Origin of the sequence: Haloprofundus marisrubri, from assembly GCF_001469955.1 — an archaeon.
Lineage (GTDB): Archaea > Halobacteriota > Halobacteria > Halobacteriales > Haloferacaceae > Haloprofundus > Haloprofundus marisrubri.
The window spans coordinates 323,497-340,409 of sequence record NZ_LOPU01000018.1; the positions used below are offsets into that span (position 1 = coordinate 323,497).

15 protein-coding genes are annotated in these 16,913 nt (G+C 62.8%); 5 read left to right on the plus strand and 10 right to left on the minus strand.

What is annotated here, in order from left to right:
- Positions 1 to 141 precede the first annotated feature (141 nt).
- The 7 genes from coaBC to AUR64_RS07430 all read right to left on the minus strand — a co-directional run bounded on the left by coaBC (position 142) and on the right by AUR64_RS07430 (position 8,446).
- Positions 142 to 1,338, minus strand: coding sequence for a bifunctional phosphopantothenoylcysteine decarboxylase/phosphopantothenate--cysteine ligase CoaBC (gene coaBC / locus AUR64_RS07400; RefSeq protein ID WP_058581299.1), 1,197 nt, complete (start codon positions 1,336 to 1,338; stop codon positions 142 to 144).
- A gap of 237 nt (positions 1,339 to 1,575) precedes the next feature.
- Positions 1,576 to 2,910, minus strand: a complete 1,335-nt coding sequence (locus AUR64_RS07405; RefSeq protein ID WP_058581300.1) for a Cdc6/Cdc18 family protein — start codon at positions 2,908 to 2,910, stop codon at positions 1,576 to 1,578.
- 621 nt (positions 2,911 to 3,531) lie between these two features.
- Entirely contained in the window at positions 3,532 to 4,329 is a 798-nt protein-coding gene (locus tag AUR64_RS07410; RefSeq protein ID WP_155120546.1) for an FAD-dependent oxidoreductase, read from the minus strand.
- Positions 4,330 to 4,383: 54 nt separating this feature from the next.
- The gene (locus tag AUR64_RS07415; RefSeq protein WP_058581301.1) at positions 4,384 to 5,625 is read right to left on the minus strand and encodes an ABC transporter substrate-binding protein; all 1,242 of its coding nucleotides are present in this window, start codon (positions 5,623 to 5,625) and stop codon (positions 4,384 to 4,386) included.
- Positions 5,626 to 5,769: 144 nt separating this feature from the next.
- Complete coding sequence (locus tag AUR64_RS07420) at positions 5,770 to 6,717, minus strand: ABC transporter ATP-binding protein (protein ID WP_058581302.1); 948 nt, start codon at positions 6,715 to 6,717, stop codon at positions 5,770 to 5,772.
- Positions 6,717 to 7,874: a FecCD family ABC transporter permease gene (locus AUR64_RS07425; protein ID WP_058581848.1), complete on the minus strand. Its 1,158-nt coding sequence runs from the start codon at positions 7,872 to 7,874 to the stop codon at positions 6,717 to 6,719. Before AUR64_RS07425 ends, AUR64_RS07420 begins: the two co-directional genes overlap by 1 nt.
- Before the next feature lie 182 nt (positions 7,875 to 8,056).
- On the minus strand, positions 8,057 to 8,446 hold the full coding sequence (locus AUR64_RS07430; protein WP_058581303.1) for a DUF7344 domain-containing protein: 390 nt from the start codon (positions 8,444 to 8,446) through the stop codon (positions 8,057 to 8,059).
- Between the two features lie 277 nt (positions 8,447 to 8,723).
- Between AUR64_RS07430 and AUR64_RS07435 the strand changes: the two genes are divergently transcribed.
- Positions 8,724 to 9,122 carry a HalOD1 output domain-containing protein gene (locus tag AUR64_RS07435; protein WP_058581304.1) on the plus strand — a complete coding sequence of 133 codons (399 nt, stop codon included), beginning with the start codon at positions 8,724 to 8,726 and terminating at the stop codon, positions 9,120 to 9,122.
- Between the two features lie 181 nt (positions 9,123 to 9,303).
- Here the strand turns inward: AUR64_RS07435 and AUR64_RS07440 are convergent, their stop codons facing one another.
- The gene (locus AUR64_RS07440; RefSeq protein ID WP_058581305.1) at positions 9,304 to 10,509 is read right to left on the minus strand and encodes an ABC transporter substrate-binding protein; all 1,206 of its coding nucleotides are present in this window, start codon (positions 10,507 to 10,509) and stop codon (positions 9,304 to 9,306) included.
- A 194-nt stretch (positions 10,510 to 10,703) separates the two neighbouring features.
- On the opposite strand from AUR64_RS07440, the gene AUR64_RS07445 reads away from it, so the two are divergent.
- From AUR64_RS07445 to AUR64_RS07460, 4 genes are all read left to right on the plus strand, one after another.
- A complete protein-coding gene (locus tag AUR64_RS07445) occupies positions 10,704 to 11,282 on the plus strand; it encodes a type II toxin-antitoxin system RatA family toxin (RefSeq protein ID WP_058581306.1) in 579 nt (192 codons plus the stop codon).
- A 232-nt stretch (positions 11,283 to 11,514) separates the two neighbouring features.
- Positions 11,515 to 12,852: a Trk system potassium transporter TrkA gene (trkA, locus tag AUR64_RS07450; protein WP_058581307.1), complete on the plus strand. Its 1,338-nt coding sequence runs from the start codon at positions 11,515 to 11,517 to the stop codon at positions 12,850 to 12,852.
- Between the two features lie 124 nt (positions 12,853 to 12,976).
- On the plus strand, positions 12,977 to 14,587 hold the full coding sequence (locus AUR64_RS07455) for a TrkH family potassium uptake protein (protein ID WP_058581308.1): 1,611 nt from the start codon (positions 12,977 to 12,979) through the stop codon (positions 14,585 to 14,587).
- Between the two features lie 123 nt (positions 14,588 to 14,710).
- Positions 14,711 to 15,184: a zinc-ribbon domain and TM2 domain-containing protein gene (locus tag AUR64_RS07460; RefSeq protein WP_058581309.1), complete on the plus strand. Its 474-nt coding sequence runs from the start codon at positions 14,711 to 14,713 to the stop codon at positions 15,182 to 15,184.
- Between the two features lie 61 nt (positions 15,185 to 15,245).
- On the opposite strand, the gene gatA is transcribed toward AUR64_RS07460, so the two are convergent.
- Both gatA and gatC read right to left on the minus strand, forming a co-directional pair.
- Entirely contained in the window at positions 15,246 to 16,523 is a 1,278-nt protein-coding gene (gatA, locus tag AUR64_RS07465) for an Asp-tRNA(Asn)/Glu-tRNA(Gln) amidotransferase subunit GatA (protein ID WP_058581310.1), read from the minus strand.
- Positions 16,524 to 16,802, minus strand: a complete 279-nt coding sequence (gene gatC / locus AUR64_RS07470) for an Asp-tRNA(Asn)/Glu-tRNA(Gln) amidotransferase subunit GatC (protein ID WP_058581311.1) — start codon at positions 16,800 to 16,802, stop codon at positions 16,524 to 16,526. It lies immediately after the preceding gene.
- Positions 16,803 to 16,913 lie beyond the last annotated feature (111 nt).

The following is a 16,913-nucleotide window of genomic DNA, read 5'->3' on the forward strand; positions in this document are numbered from 1 at the left end:
ATCGTATGAAGCGAGTAGCTGTTAACGCAAAACTATTCTTATCTCGGTCTCGCTTTCGATAGTCATATGCCGTTCTACTTTCGGAGCAGAAACGTTGTCGGCGACCCTGTGAACCGGGCACATAGCCCGTAACGGAGGGACTCAGTTTCTCGGCCTCGCCCCGAGTACGGTCGCCAGTTCCTCGGCGACCCGACCACCGAGTCCGACCTTGTCGCCCTCGTACTCACCCGAGACGCCCGATTCTCCGACGAACAGCGCCCGCGTCGTATCCTCGCCCATCACGCTCGCGTCGTTTGCGACGACGAACGACAGCGATGCCCGGTCGAGGATTCGCTCGGCTTCGGCGACCATCGCGTCGTCGTCCCCCGTCGTCTCGGCTTTGAAGCCGACGATAGGGAGGTCCGGGTGGGACTCGCGGACTGTGTCGACGAGTTTCGGTGTCGGTTTCAAATCAAGTGTCCGCGCCTCGCCGGAGCGAATCTTCTCGGTGGCGGCGTCGACGGTGAAATCGGAGATGGCGGCCACGGAGACGAATGCGTCCGCGGGGGCCGAGTTGGCATCCTCGGCAGTGCCACAAGCGGCTTCGACGGCGGCGAGCATCTCGGCGGCGCTCTCGACGCGTTCGACGGCCGCGTACGGAACCTCTGGACCGTCGTGGACGAGCGTCACGTCGGCTCCGCGGACGTAGCAGGCGCGGGCGACTTCCCGCCCGGTCCGACCCGACGCGCGGTTCGTCAGCAGGCGAATCGGGTCGATTCGCTCGCTCGTCGCGCCGCTGGTGACGACCACGTGTTTTCCCGCAAGCGACTGTTCGGTGGTCGCCCGCGCAACGTCGGTGACGATGGCTTCCTCGGTGGCGATTTTCGCTTTCCCTTCCTCGATACGGGGGTCGACGAAAGAGACGCCCCACGACTCGACGCGGTCGATAGCGTCCAAAACGCCGGGATGGTCGTACATCGGTTCGTGCATCGCGGGTGCGACGACGACGGGCATCCCCGCGCCGAGGGCGGTGGTCGCACAGGTCGTCACAGGTGTGTCGTCGACGGCGGCGGCGATTTTGCCGACCGTGTTGGCCGTCGCCGGCGCGAGAAGTAACACGTCGGCCCAGCCCTCGCGGCCGCAGAGTTCGACGTGTTCGACGCGGCCCGTAATCTCGGTGACCACGGGGTTCTCAGTGGCGAACTCGACGGCCCACGGGTGGAGGATACCGCGGGCGCTGTCGGTCATCACGGCGCGGACGCTCGCGCCCTGTCGCCGGAGTTCGTGGGCGAGTTCGACGACTTTGACCGCGGCGATGCTGCCCGACACCCCCAGCGCGACGTTGACTCCCTGAAGCATCTATCGGGACGTGGGCGACGGCGGTACATAGTCCTGTGCGGTTCACGACAGGAGACTGCGCGCAGAGACGAGACGCCGATGTCCGACGAACACCGACCACGCCGACCACACCGGTTTGCAAATGCTCCGGGCCAGTAGACGGCTCTCGCGGCCGAGAGACGCCTCGTTACGTTACCGAATAAACGTGTTTCGGTGAACGGGAGACACCGGTTTGCAAATGCTCTCGGCTTTCAACGGCTACGAGCCGTGAATTCGGACGTCGTGCCACGAGTGACCCATCGACTCGAACGCTTCTCGAACTTTCGAGCGGTCGACTTCGTCGGAGAACTCGAACTCGTAGTACTGGCCGCCTTTGATGCCCTCGTTGTTGTCGTGGGAGGTGAGAAAGCCGAGCATCGCCAGTTTCGTCAGGTGGTTGTACATCCCGCGTTGGCTCAGCGGGTCGGCGGCGTAGCTCTCGGCGACGGCGCGGTACGCACGGTGGACTTCCTTCACGCGCGCCGGCGTCGCGTCGGCGTTCGAGAGGTGGGCAACGGCGGCGAGCACGTAGCGTTTGTGCGCGTCTTGGTCGGTGATGGAATCGACCATGTCGCCGTACTCCAGGTCGTCTTTCGCCTCGTGGACATCGGCTTCGAGGATGGTCGTCCGGCCGTCGTTCTCGGCGATTTCGCCCGCCCGACGCAGGAGGTTGATGGCTTTTCGCGCGCTCCCGGAGGATTCGCGGGTAGCGAGCGCTGCACAGAGCGCGATGACATCGTCGCCGTAGGTGTTGTCGTACAGTGCGCGGGAAGCGCGGTCGCGCAGAATCTCGCGGAGTTGCATCGCGTTGTACGCCGGGAACTTGATTTCGGTCTCACAGAGCGTGTCCTTGACCTTCGGCGAGAGGTTCGAGCGGAACGTGTAGTCGTTCGAGATGCCGATGAGACCGATACGGGCGTTTTCGACTTTCTCGTTCGCTCGCGCACGCGGGAGTTCGTAGAGGATGGTGTCGTCCGCACCGATGCGGTCGACCTCGTCGAGGATGACCAACACCGTGCCGCCGAGGGCGTCCATCTCCTCGTACAGCATCGAGTAGACGGCTTGGGGAGCGTATCCTGTCGAGGCAATCATGTCTTTCGGCGGGCGGAGTTCGTTGACCAGCGCGATGGCGACCTGATACGACGAGGTTCGCTCGCCGGTCGAAGTGAGGTTCTGACAGTTCACCTTGACGATGGTGAGGTCGACGGGGGCCGCGGAGTCGACGGCGTCGGGTTCGACCGCCGGTTGCGTTTGCTCCTCTGTCTCCTGTTCGCTCTGCTCGTGTTGTCGTTCGATATCCTCGTTCTTCTGTCGGATGTCGGCTTCCAACTGGGTCGTAAGGTGGTTCGTCACCGCAGTCTTGCCGACACCGGTGTCGCCGTAGAGGAAGGCGTTCTGCGGCGGTCGGCCCTTGTAGATGGGTTTGAGAACGTTGATGTACTCCGTCATCACCTCGTCGCGGCAGAGGATGGTGTCGGGGGTGTAGTCCTCTTCGAGTACCTCGATGTCGTGAAACACCTCGGCCTCGTCTTCGAAAATAGAGTCGGGAGCCATTGTTCGTGCCTGTCGGGTGGCGATACTTAGTGCTTTGCAAATGCTTCACGTGTTTCAAGTGCTACCCGTGTTCGACCGTTCGGACGTCCACCTCGCCTCGGCACTGAAAACTCGGTCAGAAGGGGGAGAGCGGTTTTCAAATGTTCGGCGAGTACTCGAAACTCGGTCGTTCGGCGAGAAGCGGGCGATTCGAACGAACCCCTCTCTCACACCAGTTTGCAAATGCTCCGCCTGCGAACAGGGGTGGGGGTGGAGTGACGAGTCGAAACAGGTCGTTCGCCGCAGACCCACGACGACTCTCACGGGAACTCGAAGTGTGGCACTACTTCTCACGACACATGCTACCGTGAATGGCTGTCTCGAAACTCTGTTACTATGATTATATCTTTCTAAACTAGTGTAGTGTAGTGTAGTGTTTTCTTCTCGAATCGACAGACGTAGACGACACTAAACATTTGAAAACCGGTGTGGTCCATCCGTCGAACGAGGTGGTTTATATACAACCGGCAGATTTCCGCTCGATGACTGCCGACCCGCCCCCCTCTCTCGACGGGCCGAACATTTGCAAACAGGTGTGGGAGGGTCCGCGACTCCGTGCTTCCCTTGGGCTTCCGACTCCCCTCACTCGTCGTCGACGAGGCTCGGGTGGGTTCGCTGTGGGTCCGGATGCGACTCGGCGAAGAACGCCTGTATCGTCTCTCTGGACTCGGCCTCACGGCGGCGGCGTTCGTCGTCGTCTATCTCCTCACAGCCCGGTGGAACCTCCCGACCACGGTCGGTGAAGTAGCCTTCCGGAGTGACCCAGTCGTTGTAGAACGGCGTCTCGGAGTCGTGGACCAGCGTAATCGCCGTCTGTGCGCCGTGTCCGGCGGCGACGACTGCTTGGTGGTACCGTTCGGTCAGTCGCCCGGCGGCGTACAGACCCTCGACGTTCGTTCGTCCGAGGCCGTCGTCACCGATGTACGTCTTGCTCCCGGCAGTCCGAAGGTCGACGCCGAGACTGTCGAGGTAACTCGTGTCGCTCCACGACGCGGCGACGACGTACGTTCCGTAGCGTTCTCGGCTGGTCCCGTCCTCGTTCTCGACGGTTGCACCGAATCCCTCGTCGTCCAGACGCCGGAGAGCCGTCACCCGTCCGTCGACGAACGAACAGCCGTTTCGTCGGGCCTGCTCGCGTTGCATCTCGCAGAACAACCGGGAGTTGACGCCCCCGGGGAACCCGGGGACGTTCTCCAAGTGGGCGTTTCGCTTGAGTATCGAGTTGCCGTCGTCGACAACGACGGTGTCGAGGCCAGCGCGGGCGGTGAACGTCGCCGCACTCAGTCCAGCGACGCCGCCGCCGACGACGAGTACGTCGTAGCGGTCGATGCCGTGTTCGTCGGGCGTTTCGGTGGACGGTGTGTTCGGTGTTTCGCTCATGAGGGTCCGTAATCGGGATGTCGGTGAAGCGTCGTCGGTTTCCGTTCGCCGCGTTCAGAACTCGCCGGCGACGATGTCGGCGACGCGCTGACGGTCGAACAGCGTCTCGTCGGGCGTCTCGCCGAGACCGGGGAACTCGCCGAACGTCTCGGGGTACTGCTGCTGGGCGAGCATTTCGGTCTGGAACAGGTTGATGATGGGACCTTGTTCGGCAGTGCCGCCGGGGTAGATGTTGCCTTCCTGCACCGCCGTGAGTTCCTTGCCCACCTCGTGGTTCTGCAGCGGTTCGACGAACTGTGAAGCGAACTCGTCGGCTTCGTACGTCACGCCCCAGTGGAAGATGATGATTTCGGGGTCGTACTCCAATGCGGTCTCGTAGTCGACGAGTCCGTACTGTCCGGTCTCGGCCCCCTCGAACGCGTTTTCGATACCGAGGTCGCGGTACTGCTTCATTTCGTACCCCTTCGCGGTCGGGTCCATCACGTACAGTTCCCCCTTCGAAGGGTCGGAACCACCGTTCAACAGCCCGATGCTCGGGCGCTCGCTCTCGGCGGGCAGCGCGTCGGCGATTTCGCCCTGCACCTCGTCGTGTAGGTCGGCGAACGCCTCGTAGCGTCCCTGTCGCTGGAACACCTGCGCGACCTTCTCGAACGCCTCGTACAGCGTGTAGAACTCGTAGGGCTCTCCCCATCTATCGTCACGCGCCCGGCGAATGAAGTTCCCGAAGAACGGACCGACGTTCTCCGAAATCTCTCGGACGTCTCCTTCGTCCCAGTCGAAGTAGACGTTCGGGAGGTTCGGGTCCATCAGGTGGAGGTCGGCGTCCATCTCGTAGAACACCTCCTTGTCGATGGTGTCGTCGGCCGACCGGATACTCGTCACTCCCTCGGTGTCGACCTCGAATCCCGGTATCTGGCTGTAGAACCGTTCCCGTAGGAGCCATACCGAACCCTCCGGGTCGTCGATACCGGCCATCCTGTCGCCGAGGTCGAGTGCGAACCCCATGTCGCCGTACCCGGTTTTGTACGGAATCCAGGTCTCCGGGACCGAGTCGAACTCGACGGTACCCATCGGAGCCATCGTCACCGAGTACGACTCGTTCCCGTCTTCGGTCTCGGTCGATTCGTCGGTACTGTCCGTCCCGTCCGACGTTTCCGACCCGGTCGTCTCGCCGGATTCCGCAGACTCCTGTGTGTCGTCCGGCCCGCCCACACATCCTGCGAGCGCCATCCCTCCGGCGACCGTACTACCGTACTTTAGAAACGCTCTCCGACTCGACAGCTTCTCTTCGCCCATAGTTTTAGGCTAGCCTAATCCGTGGTAAACACTTCGAATTTTAGGCGAGCCTAAAGAGAGGTCGCGTCGTCACCTATCGTCTTGGTGGGAGGAGAAAAACAGGAGACTTGAACCCGACCGACTCTGATTCGAGTCAAACCGACGCTACTCGTCCATCGCGCGGTGCGGCGAGATGTGCGGCCCGGTCGGATGGTCGGCGTCGACGGTGGCTTCGACGCGGAACACGTCCCGAAGCAGTTCCTCGGTGACGACTTTCCGCGGCGGACCCCAGTCGTACAGTTCGCCGTCGCGCATGGCGACGAGATTGTCTGCGAAACGTGCGGCCTGCCCGATGTCGTGGAGAACGACGGCGACGGTGACGTCTCGTTCGCGGTTGAGCGTTCGGACGACTTCCATCACGCGCAACTGGTGATGCAAGTCCAGATACGTCGTCGGTTCGTCCAACAGCAACACGTCGGTGTCTTGGGCCAACACCATCGCAATCCACGCCAACTGTTTCTGCCCGCCGCTGAGGTTGCCGACCTGCGAGTCGCGGAGATGTTCGACGCCCGCCAGCGAGATGGCTTCGTCGACGGCCGCCTCGTCGTCTTCGTTGACCGTCTCGAAGAAGCCGCGATGTGGATAGCGGCCGTGGTAGACGAGTTCCTCGACGGTGAGGCTACCCGGCGCTTCGTTCTCCTGCGAGAGCAGGCCGAGTCGCTGGGCGAGTTCCTTCGTTCCGAACGTCTGGAGTTCGTGGCCGTCCAAGAGGACGTTTCCGCGTTCGGGTTCGAGTTGGTTCGAGAGCGAGCGAAGCAGCGTACTCTTGCCCGAACCGTTCGGGCCGACAAGCGCCGTCACTTCCCCTGCGGGGATGACGACTGAGTCGCACTCGACGACGGGTTCGGGCGTCGTCGGATAGCCGATAGCGAGGTCCTCGCCGACGAGTTCCGTCGCGTCGACGGGCTCCGTCTCCGGCTCTTCGTCGGGTCCGTTCCTCCCGTCGCCGGCCGTCTCACCGTTCGTTCGATTCGACGTTGCGTTCGCCGACTCCGACGAACTCGCTGTGTTCGCCGACTCCGACGAGTTCGACGAGACGTTCGTATCGACCATCAGATTTCACCCAGTTGCTGTTTCTTGCGCATGAGATACAGGAAGTACGGACCACCGACGAGGCCGGTGACGATACCGACCGGAATCTGTGCGGGGCTGAGTGCGAGACGCGCGCCCACGTCCGCACCGACCATCAGTGCGGGTCCGGCGAACGCACAGCCGACGACCAACCGGCGGTAGTCGCTGCCGACGATGTTACGGACGATGTGCGGGACGACGAGACCAACGAAGCCGACGATGCCGGCGACGGCGATAGCTGCACTCGCCGCCAGAATGGCGACGCCCGACAGTGCAAAGCGGACCCGCTCGACCGACATCCCGAGCGCTTGGGCGGTCTTCTCACCGAGCAGCAGAACGTTCAGCTGTCGAGAACCGGCGACCGCCAGAATCAGCGACAGCACCGTCCACGGCAGCGCCATCCGGACCTGCTCCCAGTCGGTGCCCGTCAGCGACCCGGTCGTCCACGCGATAGCGCTCTGGACGATGCCGATGTCGTTGGCGAAAAAGAAGATAGCCGTCTGCATCGACCCGAAGATGGTCGAGACGATGACGCCCGCGAGAACGAGGCGGACGGGACTCGTGCCGTTCTTCCACGCGATGCCGTAGACGATGACGAACGCGAGCGTGCCACCGAGTGCGGCGAGAATCGGGAGGTATGCCGCCAGTCCGGAGAAGATGACGAGCGTGAGGAGAATCGTCAACCCCGCGCCCGAACTGACGCCGAGAATGTACGGCGAGGCGAGTTCGTTCCGCGTTACCGCCTGAAAGATAGCGCCCGAGATAGCGAGATTTACGCCGACGAGTGCGCCGACGACGACGCGCGGGAGTCTGATGTTCCAGACGATGAGCGTCTCTCTGGTTAGTTCCGGTTCGGCAGTCGCCAAGCCGAACGCGCCGGCGACCGTTTCGGCGATGCCCTCGCCGAAGAAGAACTGCAAAAGGAGATACGGGTTCGTCAACACGGCAGGGTCGAACACCGCCTGCCACGCCTGTCCGATACTCATCGAGTACGCGCCGAAACTCACCTGAACGAGGCCAGCGACGACGACGACGCCGAGACTCGCCAGCGCGAGCGTCACGAGCGACCCGTTTATCCACCCGAGGCGTGTCTGGCCGCTCGTGCCGCTGTAGTCGCCTCGTTGGGTGTCACTCGCCATCCGGGAGACACTCCGTTCGATACCGACTCGCTCGTCTCCGACCCCGAGAACCGTCTTCGCGGACCGTCTGTCCCCTTCGGTGTCGCCCACCGGTGTCTCTCGGACGTTTCATGGCTCACACTGGCGTCTCCCTCGGTCAAAAGAACTTCGATTTTTAGGACTGCCTAAACCCCCGTTGCGGGTCAGTTCGAGGTTTCCATACCGTGTTCGACGAAGAACGTTGCCAGCAAGGGAGAGAGTTCGACGCTATCGGCGAGTTCGAGCGTCTGGCGGTCCTCGTTGTGGACGACGACATCGGCTTGCACGAGTTTCGGCACGTGGCGATGATGGAGGCTGATGTACGCCGGCCGGGAACTCTCACGCGATTGGGCGGCCATACTGGTGTCGGTTTCTATCGCCGTGAGCATCCGGGCGAGCGTGGTTATGGAGACAGGGCCGTCCGCGTCGAATAGATGGTCGACGACCCAGAGGCGACGTTTGTCGCTCAGAACGTCGAACAACTCGACTGCGCGTCCGTCACGCAGTTTCGACGCGATAGTCTCCTCGGTGGGCAACCCGAGGTTATCTGTCATATATCCCTCCACTATCCGTCTCCTTGTAAATGCGTATCCCCGACTGAACAGAATGTCCGACGAATATCACTGTTCAAGACTCTCAGCAGTCGATGAAATTTACGAACACGGACAGTATACCTGAATATCGGAACATTTAGCCGCATTTCCTGAACCTTATTCTATTCAATATAAGTATGCGGAGATATACTGTAGCGACACCCGTGATATCCATCTCTTGTTGGCTTGATTCTCGCTCTACCCTCCCGCTTGCGCCGTCCGATGGGAGGTGTCTCCGGTGAGCGACGAGACGAGTGACACCGCGACTCACGACGCCGATGCGCGACTCGTTACGTCGGTTTCGCTCGGCGAGTTCGACACCGCGACGGAAGCGGTCGTCAGTACGGTCGCAACTCTAGAGAACACCACGCCTCGTGGACTGCCACCGCTGCGGTCCTACGTCGATGCCGACGCACTCGACAACATCCTGCAGACGCCTCGACAGAGCAGACCCTCGAACGTGAAAGTCGGCTTCGTGTATCTCGACTACGAAATCGTCGTCACCGGCGGTGAGACGGTGGCGATTTTCGAGAGAGAAGAAGGCCGAGTCGAAACCAGTGCGAACGGGACGACGGACTCCCACGCCGACGAGTACGTTACTTCATCTCGCGCGGACGTCTCGGACGAGTTCGAGTAAGCGGCGTCGTCGCGCCGCCCTCGGATACTCTCGCCACTACCACACCGCCAGATTTCTCAGTACCGAGACGTTGCCGCCGCTCGCAGCGGATTCGACGCGAGTGATGGTGGACCGAAACAGTTGGATTCGGTCCCGATTGCCTCGACGATTCCGCCAACTCTGGTTCTCCGAAGTACCCGGATTAGTTGGAGACGACGTCGGAGACGGCGCTCCGGTCGAACAGTTCGCCCTCGAAGGTGTCGGGGAAGAACTCCGTGGCGGCGCGTTCGAGCGTGAACAGGTGTTGGATGGGGCCTTGGTAGATGGGGCCGCCGCGGAACACCATCTCGTTTTGGACGGCCGAGAGTTGACTCGCCACGCTGTGTTGCTGCATGAACGACAGCACCGTGTTGGCGAACTCCTCGGCGGATTTGTCCTCGTGGCCACGAACGAGTATCGCGTCGGGGTCGACTTCGAGCATCGTCTCGTAGTCGACGGTCCCGCGTTCGCTCGTCGAGAGACCGCTGACGCCGGTGTCCGCGAGGGCGTCCTGAATGCCGAGGTCGTGGAACTGCTTTTTGTTCGTGCCTTGGTCGCTCAGTCGGTACGGGTAGAACTCCTCTGGCTGATTGGGGTCCTCACTGGCGGGGAACGTCAACAGCGCGTTCGGACGTTCGGACTCCGCCGGCAGTTCCGACTGGACCGAGGAGACGTAGTCGTCGTGCATCGATTTGAACGCCTCGTAGCGCTCCCGCTGGTCGAACACCTGCGCGATTTTCTCGAACGCCTCGTACATCGTGTAGTACTCGTAGTCGTGCCACGAGGAGTCCGTCCGCCGGAAGATGGTGTTGCCGATGAAGGGGCCGACGTTCTCGCGGAGTTCCTCGACGTCGGCCATCTCCAAGCCGAAACTCGACCCGCTGACCAGCCAGTTCGGGTCGACGACGTGGACGTCGGCGTCGAGTTCGTAGAGCAGTTCCTTGTCTATCTGGAAACTGTCGCCCATCAACTGCGTGAGCGACCCCTTGTCGACGCTGACGCCGTCGATTTCGTCGTAGTACTGGGTGTGGTAGCGCGCCTTGTTGCCGACGGCGAGCAGTCCGTCGGTCTGTCCGAGTGCGACGCCCATGTCGGCGTACCCGGACTCGTACGCAAGCCACGTCTCCGGCACCGACTCGAACGTCACGTCGCCGACGGGGGCCATCGAAACCGTGTACGACTGGCTCTGTTCGGTCTCCGTCTCGGTCTCGGTTTCCTCCGCCGCCGTCGTCGACCCCTCGGTCTCTTCGGCCGACGAGGTGGAGTTCGACCCGCCCGAGGGCGTCGACTCGTCCGTACTATCCGAACAGCCAGCGAGTGCGGTCGCCAGCGCCCCTGCGCTGAGACCCAGATACTTGCGTCGTTGCATACCCGTTTAGGTTCGCCTAAATCCAATAAAAGCGTCGATTCTTAGGCCTGCCTAAATGTGTGGGGCAATAACATGGCAGCGCTGTGAGGGGTCGTCCGACCGGTCGAGATTGGGTGTTTCGACCACCGAATGGGTCGATACATCGGACGCCGGAGTCCCGCAACGCTTACGCCACCGGCTAAACATCTTCTGCCGTGGACGAGATTGCCGTCTCGACGGTCGTGTACCTCCCGCCCGAGGAGGTGTACGAGTTCCTCGTCGATTTCCCCCGATACGCGAACTACTCGAAGTATCTTACCGACGTCCGTGCCTACAACGGCGGCGACAGCAGCGCTACTGGTGGTGGCGACGCCGGCAGTGACGACGCTACGGGTACCGAGTACGCACTCCGCTTTGAGTGGTGGAAACTGACCTACACCGCGCACTCTGAGGTGACCGAACTGCATCCGCCGCATCGAATCGAGTGGCGACTGACGAAGACGATAAACGCGAGCGGACGCTGGCTAGTCGAACCGCTCGACGAACTCCCCGAAGACGCGCCCGCCGACGCCGACACGGCGTGTCGGGTCGTCTTCGAGGTGGAGTTCGACCCCGACAGCGCACACGGTGTGCTGGACCTGCCGATGTTCGTCTCCTTCGACTGGGTGATTGGAAAAATAAAACCGCTCGTCGTCAAGGAGGCCGAACGCGTCGTCGAACGCGTCGTCGCCGACCTCGAAGGCCGCGAACGCTCGGTGACGCTCAACGTCCGCGACCGACCGGACGAACTGTAGCCGTCACCGTTTTCACTGTCTTTCGGCCTTCTCGGTCTGCTCTGTCTGCTCTGTCTGCTCTGTCTGCTCTGTCTGCTCTGTCTGCTCTGTCTGCTCTGTCTGCTCTGTCTGCTTGGTCCCCGTGAGTCCGTCTCTCGGGCTTTTTTGATGCGACATCCGCTCGACGCCGAGACGAAAAGACAAATGTAGGCGGGCAACACCCGACAGATATGAACAGAGGTGCGGATGCGCCGTGCGCGTAATCATCATCGGCGCCGGTCAGGTCGGCGAAAGCATCGCTTCGGACCTCGACGGGGGCCACGAGGTGGTCGTCGTCGAACGCGACGGTGACCGCGTCGACGACCTCACGTACTCGCTCGACGTTCTCGCTATCGAAGGCGACGGCACGTCGCTTTCGGTGCTGCGCGATGCTGGCATCGACGAAGCGGACATGCTCATCGCCACGACGGACAACGACGAGACGAACATCGTCGCCTGCGCGACGGCGAAAGCCGTCAGCGACGTGTTCACCGTCGCGCGCGTGAAGAACACCGAGCATCTCCGCACGTGGCAACAGTCCGGCGACGCCTTCGGCATCGACTTCATGGTCTGTACGAACCTCTTGGCGGCGGAGGCCATCGTCCGCATCATCGGTCTTCCCGCCGCCCGCGACGTCGACCCGTTCGCTGAGGGTCGCGTCCAGATGGCGGAGTTCGAGGTGAGCGCCGACAGTCCGGTCGCCAACCAGACCGTCCGCGAGGCCGACCGCTTCGACTCGCTCACGTTCGCGGCTATCCTCCGGAACGGGTCGGTCGCCATCCCGCGCGGTGAGTCGGTCATCAGTCCCGGCGACCGAGTCGTCGTCATCGGGAGTCCCGAGAGCGTCCAAGCGTTCTCCGACGCCCTCGTCCCCGCGGACTCTCCGGGTGCGCCGGACGAAGTCGTCGTCGTCGGCGGCAGCGAAGTCGGCTACCACGTCGCCCGACTCCTCGAAGAACGGGGACTGCGCCCGCGACTCATCGAGTACGACCCCGACCGGGCGCGACGCCTCGCCGAGAAACTGCCGGGCACCATCGTGATGGAGAGCGACGCGACCAACGCCGACTTCCTCGAACGCGAACACGTCGGTGACGCCGACGTCGTCGTCTCCGCGCTCGATTCCGACGAGAAGAACCTCCTCGTCTCACTGTTGGCAACCCGTCTCGGTGCGAGCCGAACGGTTGCGATAATCGACACCCCGGCCTACGTCGAACTGTTCGAGACCGTCGGCGTCGACGTGGGGTTGAACCCCCGAGAGGTCGTCGCCGAGGAGATTACCCGCTTCACCCACGAGGGCGGTGCCGAGAACGTCGCGCTCATCGAGAGCGACAAAGCCGAAGTGCTGGAGATAGAGGTCGACGACGGCAGCATCCTCGTCGGTCGGCCCATCAGAGAGGTGATGTCAGACCTCCCATCGGGTGTCGTCGTCGGCGCGATTACCCGCCACGACGAGTTCGTCACCCCGCGCGGTGACACCGTCGTCGAACCCGGCGACCACGTCGTCGTTTTCGTCGACGCCGAGGTGCTCGACGACGTGACGCCGCAACTCTGAGCGAGGGCGGATTTCGCGTCTTCGAACGCTTTGCTTCGGACACGTCCGCATTCCACTACGTTCATACTCCCACCATCGAAACTGACCCGCACTCGTGACATCTTCGTTGAATCGCTGGCAGTCGATGCGCCTCCGTGTCGACTACCGCGCGAGTCTCAGCCTCGTTGGGACGGTGCTGAAGTATCTGGTCGTCCCGCTCATGCTTCCGGTCGCCGTCGCCCTCTACTACGGCGAGTCGGTCGTGCCGTTTCTCGTGACGATGCTCGTCACGGGTGCGCTCGGAACGTGGTTGGAGCGACTCGACCCCGAACCGGACCTCACCGCCCGAGAAGGCTTTCTGATGGTCGCGCTGACGTGGTTTGCCGTCGCTGTCGTCGGCGCGGTTCCGTATCTCGTCGAAGCCCACGGCATTCCGTTTCTGCTCCCGCCGCTGGCCTCGTCGTCGACGCTCGCTAACCCGGTGAACGCACTGTTCGAGAGCATGAGCGGCTTCTCTACGACCGGGTCGACGGTTCTCGGCGACATCTCCTTCGACACCCACTCTCGCGGTATCATGATGTGGCGACAGTTGACGCAGTGGCTCGGCGGGATGGGTATCGTCGTGCTCGCCGTCGCCATTCTCCCCGAACTCTCTGTCGGGGGCGCGCAGTTGATGGACGCGGAAGCACCCGGCCCGAGCATCGAGAAACTCACGCCGCGCATCGCTCAGACGGCCCGATTGCTGTGGGGCGCGTACCTCGGATTCACGGTCCTCGAAATCCTGCTCCTGTACGGCCTCCACCGCGGCGGGATGGCCCCCAACATGGACCTGTACAACGCCGTCGCCCACGGGTTGACGACGATGCCGACCGGCGGGTTCTCACCGGAAGCGCGGAGTATCGAGGCGTTCTCCGCGGCCGCACAGTGGGTCATCATTCCCTTCATGGTCGTCGCCGGCATCAACTTCGCGCTCATCTGGCGAGCGCTGACGGGTGACCCTCGGAAGCTCTTCGAGGACTCGGAGTTCCGTGCGTACCTCGGCATCGTCGCGGCGCTCACGGCGGTCATCGCCGGACTCCTGTTCAGCGGTAGCGGGTTCGTCACACCCGAAAGCGTCCCCACCGGTGGAACGTACGACGCGTCGTACGTCGTCGAAACCGCCGGTGCCATCGTCGGGAGCGTCGAACCGTCGATACGGGCGGCACTGTTCCAAGTTCTGGCGATGGTGACGACGACGGGGTACGCCAGTCTCGACTTCAACGCGTGGAGTGCGCCGACGAAGTATCTCCTGCTCTTTGCGATGTTTATCGGCGGTAGCGCCGGTTCGACCGGTGGTGGCATCAAAATCGTCCGCTGGTACGTCATCCTCAAATCCATCCGCCGAGAGCTGTTCACAACTTCACACCCGGAGGCGGTTCGGCCCGTCCGCCTCGGGGGCCGTACTGTCGACGAGCGGGCCGTTCGCGGTATCTACGCGTTCACGCTGCTCTACTTCGTCATCTTCGCGGTGGCGACGGTACTGCTCGCACTGGACGCCGTCCGCATCGGCCTCGATATCTCCGTGTTCGAGCTAATAAGTGCCTCCGCGACGACCATCGGCAACGTCGGTCCCGGTTTCGGCTTCCTCGGTCCGATGGGCGGCTTCTTGGAGTTCTCGAACGCCTCGAAGCTCTTGATGGTCGTGCTGATGTGGATTGGCAGGCTGGAGATTCTCCCGGTGCTCGTCCTTCTGACGCCCGAGTACTGGCGTCGGTAGCGTCGTCGCTCGGACTCCTTCGTCGGCGGCGCTGTCGGTTGTTGCGGTGGTCTGGAGCTACAAACTGATTCACCTCGCGCCGACGGCGCCAGCTATTTCACACACACTTCTGTACGTCGTGATATGTCCTCGCGCGAACACGATTCGACCGTCGCCGACGAGACGGCCGACGGTTCCGGCGCTTCCGATGCTTCCAGCACTTCTGACGATTCAACCCAGCGAACCGCCCGCAACGAACAGTCGACGGAGACGGCGTACTGCCGCGAGTGCGGCGACGAGATAGTTCGGACAGCGTCGTTCTGCCCGCAGTGCGGCGCGAAACAGCCCGGAGGAGAGGGTCGACACCGCGTCGGCCCGGAGTCGACGGCGACGGAGTACGCCGACAGCCTCGGCGAGGACCGCCGTCTCGTCGCCGGACTGTTGGCGATTCTGCTCGGTACGATCGGCGCACACAAGTTCTACCTCGGGCGCACGGGTTTCGGAATTCTCTACCTGCTGTTCTTCTGGACCGGGATTCCGACTATCGTCGGCATCATCGAGGGTGCTATCTACCTCTCGAAGAGTCCAGAACAGTTTCACGCGCAGTATTTCGACTGAGTCGTCGCTGGCGTCCACTTGCTTTGTCGTCGGACGACTCCGAAAATCAGAACGCCGACTCTCAGTTCTCGACGGCGCTCGCGGCCCGAACAATCGTCTCCTCGCCGAACTTCGGACCGATGAGTTGCAGGCCGACCGGAAGGCCCTCAGCCTCGCCCGCCGGCACCGAGATGGCCGGGAGGTTCGCGAGGTTTACTGGTACCGTGTTCGCGTCGGTGAGGTACAACTGGAGCGGGTCGTCGAGGCTCTCGCCGAGTTTCGGCGGAAGGACGGGCATCGTCGGCGACGCCAGCACGTCGACTTCCTCGAAGGCGGCGTCGAAGTCCTGGGCAACCCACGCGCGGGCGTCCTGTGCTTTCTTGTAGTACTTGTCGTGGTAACCCGCCGAAAGCGCGTACGTTCCCAGAAGCACACGGCGTTTGACCTCCGCGCCGAAGCCCTCCTCGCGGGCGCGGGCGAACGACTCGTTCCAGTTGCCGTCGTAGCCGCCCGATTTCCCGTATCTGACGCCGTCGAACCGCGCGAGGTTCGAGGAGGCCTCGGACATGGCGATGACGTAGTACGCCTGTACCGCGTGGCCGACGGATTCGAGGCTCACTTCGGTCGTCTCCGCGCCCTGTGCTTCGAGGTCCGAGAGCGCCGCCTCGAACGTCTCGACGACGCGGTCGTCTGCGCCCTCTACCAGTTCGGTGGGGACGCCGATGGTCAGACCGTCGACGTCGCCGTCTGCGGCGCTGGCGTAGTCCGAATCCGCCCCTTCGTCGTGAGTCGTCGCATCGTTGGCGTCCGGGCCTGCGATGACGTCGAGCAGCTCGGCCGCTTCTTCGACGGTCGGTGCGAACGGGCCAATCTGCTCCAGGGAGTTCGCGTAGGCGACGAGGCCGTAGCGAGACACGAGTCCGTAGGTGGGTTTGATGCCGACGACGCCGCAGAACGCCGCGGGGTTGCGGACCGACCCGCCGGTGTCGGTGCCGAGTGCGAGGTCGGCCTCGCCCGCTGCGACTGCCGCCGCGGAGCCACCGGAGGACCCACCCGGGACCCGCTCTGGGTCGACGGGGTTTTTCGTCGCGCCGAACGCCGACGTCTCGGTGGTCGACCCCATCCCGAACTCGTCCATGTTCGCTTTGCCGACGATGGTCGCACCAGCGTTTTTCAGGCGTTCGACGACCGTCGCGTCGTACGGGGGAACGTAGTCGTCGAGCATCGCCGAGCCACAGGTCGTGCGGAGGCCTTCGGTACTGATGTTGTCCTTGACGGCGACTGTTTTGCCGCTTAGCGGGCCGTCGGCGTCGGAGTCGAGCGTCTCCTCGGTGACGAAGATGTTGAGGTCCGCGGACATCTACGACACCTTCGGTCCTTTGAAGAAGCCGTCTTCGGACTCGGCGGCGTTCGAGAGCGCCTCCTCCTGGCTGAGACCCTCGTGGACCTCGTCGGGTCGCATCACGTTCACCAGTTCGGTCTCGGTGTCGACTTCGGGCACCTCGTCGAGTGCGTCGAAGTACGTGAGAATATCGGCGAACTGCGCGGTGAACTCCTCGACTTCGTCGTCGTCGAGGTCGACCCGCGCGAGGGTCGCAACGTGACGCACTTCGTCGGCGTCGACGGACGTATCGCTCATACCGATTCGGTGTCGGGGGCCGGGAGTAAGGGTTTCGATGCACTGTGAGACGGCGCTGGGACTGCCCTCGGCGAAAGCGAAAAATACCCCCATCGTGACCAAACGCCAGTC

Excerpts from the sequence above, each read along its gene's own strand:
- AUR64_RS07415 (WP_058581301.1), bottom strand. The coding sequence starts at position 5,625 with ATGGGCGAAGAGAAGCTGTCGAGTCGGAGAGCGTTTCTAAAGTACGGT.
- AUR64_RS07440 (WP_058581305.1), bottom strand. The coding sequence starts at position 10,509 with ATGCAACGACGCAAGTATCTGGGTCTCAGCGCAGGGGCGCTGGCGACC.
- gatC (WP_058581311.1), bottom strand. The coding sequence starts at position 16,802 with ATGAGCGATACGTCCGTCGACGCCGACGAAGTGCGTCACGTTGCGACC.
- gatA (WP_058581310.1), bottom strand. The coding sequence starts at position 16,523 with ATGTCCGCGGACCTCAACATCTTCGTCACCGAGGAGACGCTCGACTCC.
- AUR64_RS07420 (WP_058581302.1), bottom strand. The coding sequence starts at position 6,717 with ATGGTCGATACGAACGTCTCGTCGAACTCGTCGGAGTCGGCGAACACA.
- coaBC (WP_058581299.1), bottom strand. The coding sequence starts at position 1,338 with ATGCTTCAGGGAGTCAACGTCGCGCTGGGGGTGTCGGGCAGCATCGCC.
- AUR64_RS07410 (WP_155120546.1), bottom strand. The coding sequence starts at position 4,329 with ATGAGCGAAACACCGAACACACCGTCCACCGAAACGCCCGACGAACAC.
- AUR64_RS07405 (WP_058581300.1), bottom strand. The coding sequence starts at position 2,910 with ATGGCTCCCGACTCTATTTTCGAAGACGAGGCCGAGGTGTTTCACGAC.
- AUR64_RS07425 (WP_058581848.1), bottom strand. The coding sequence starts at position 7,874 with ATGGCGAGTGACACCCAACGAGGCGACTACAGCGGCACGAGCGGCCAG.
- AUR64_RS07460 (WP_058581309.1), top strand. The coding sequence starts at position 14,711 with ATGTCCTCGCGCGAACACGATTCGACCGTCGCCGACGAGACGGCCGAC.
- AUR64_RS07430 (WP_058581303.1), bottom strand. The coding sequence starts at position 8,446 with ATGACAGATAACCTCGGGTTGCCCACCGAGGAGACTATCGCGTCGAAA.
- AUR64_RS07455 (WP_058581308.1), top strand. The coding sequence starts at position 12,977 with ATGCGCCTCCGTGTCGACTACCGCGCGAGTCTCAGCCTCGTTGGGACG.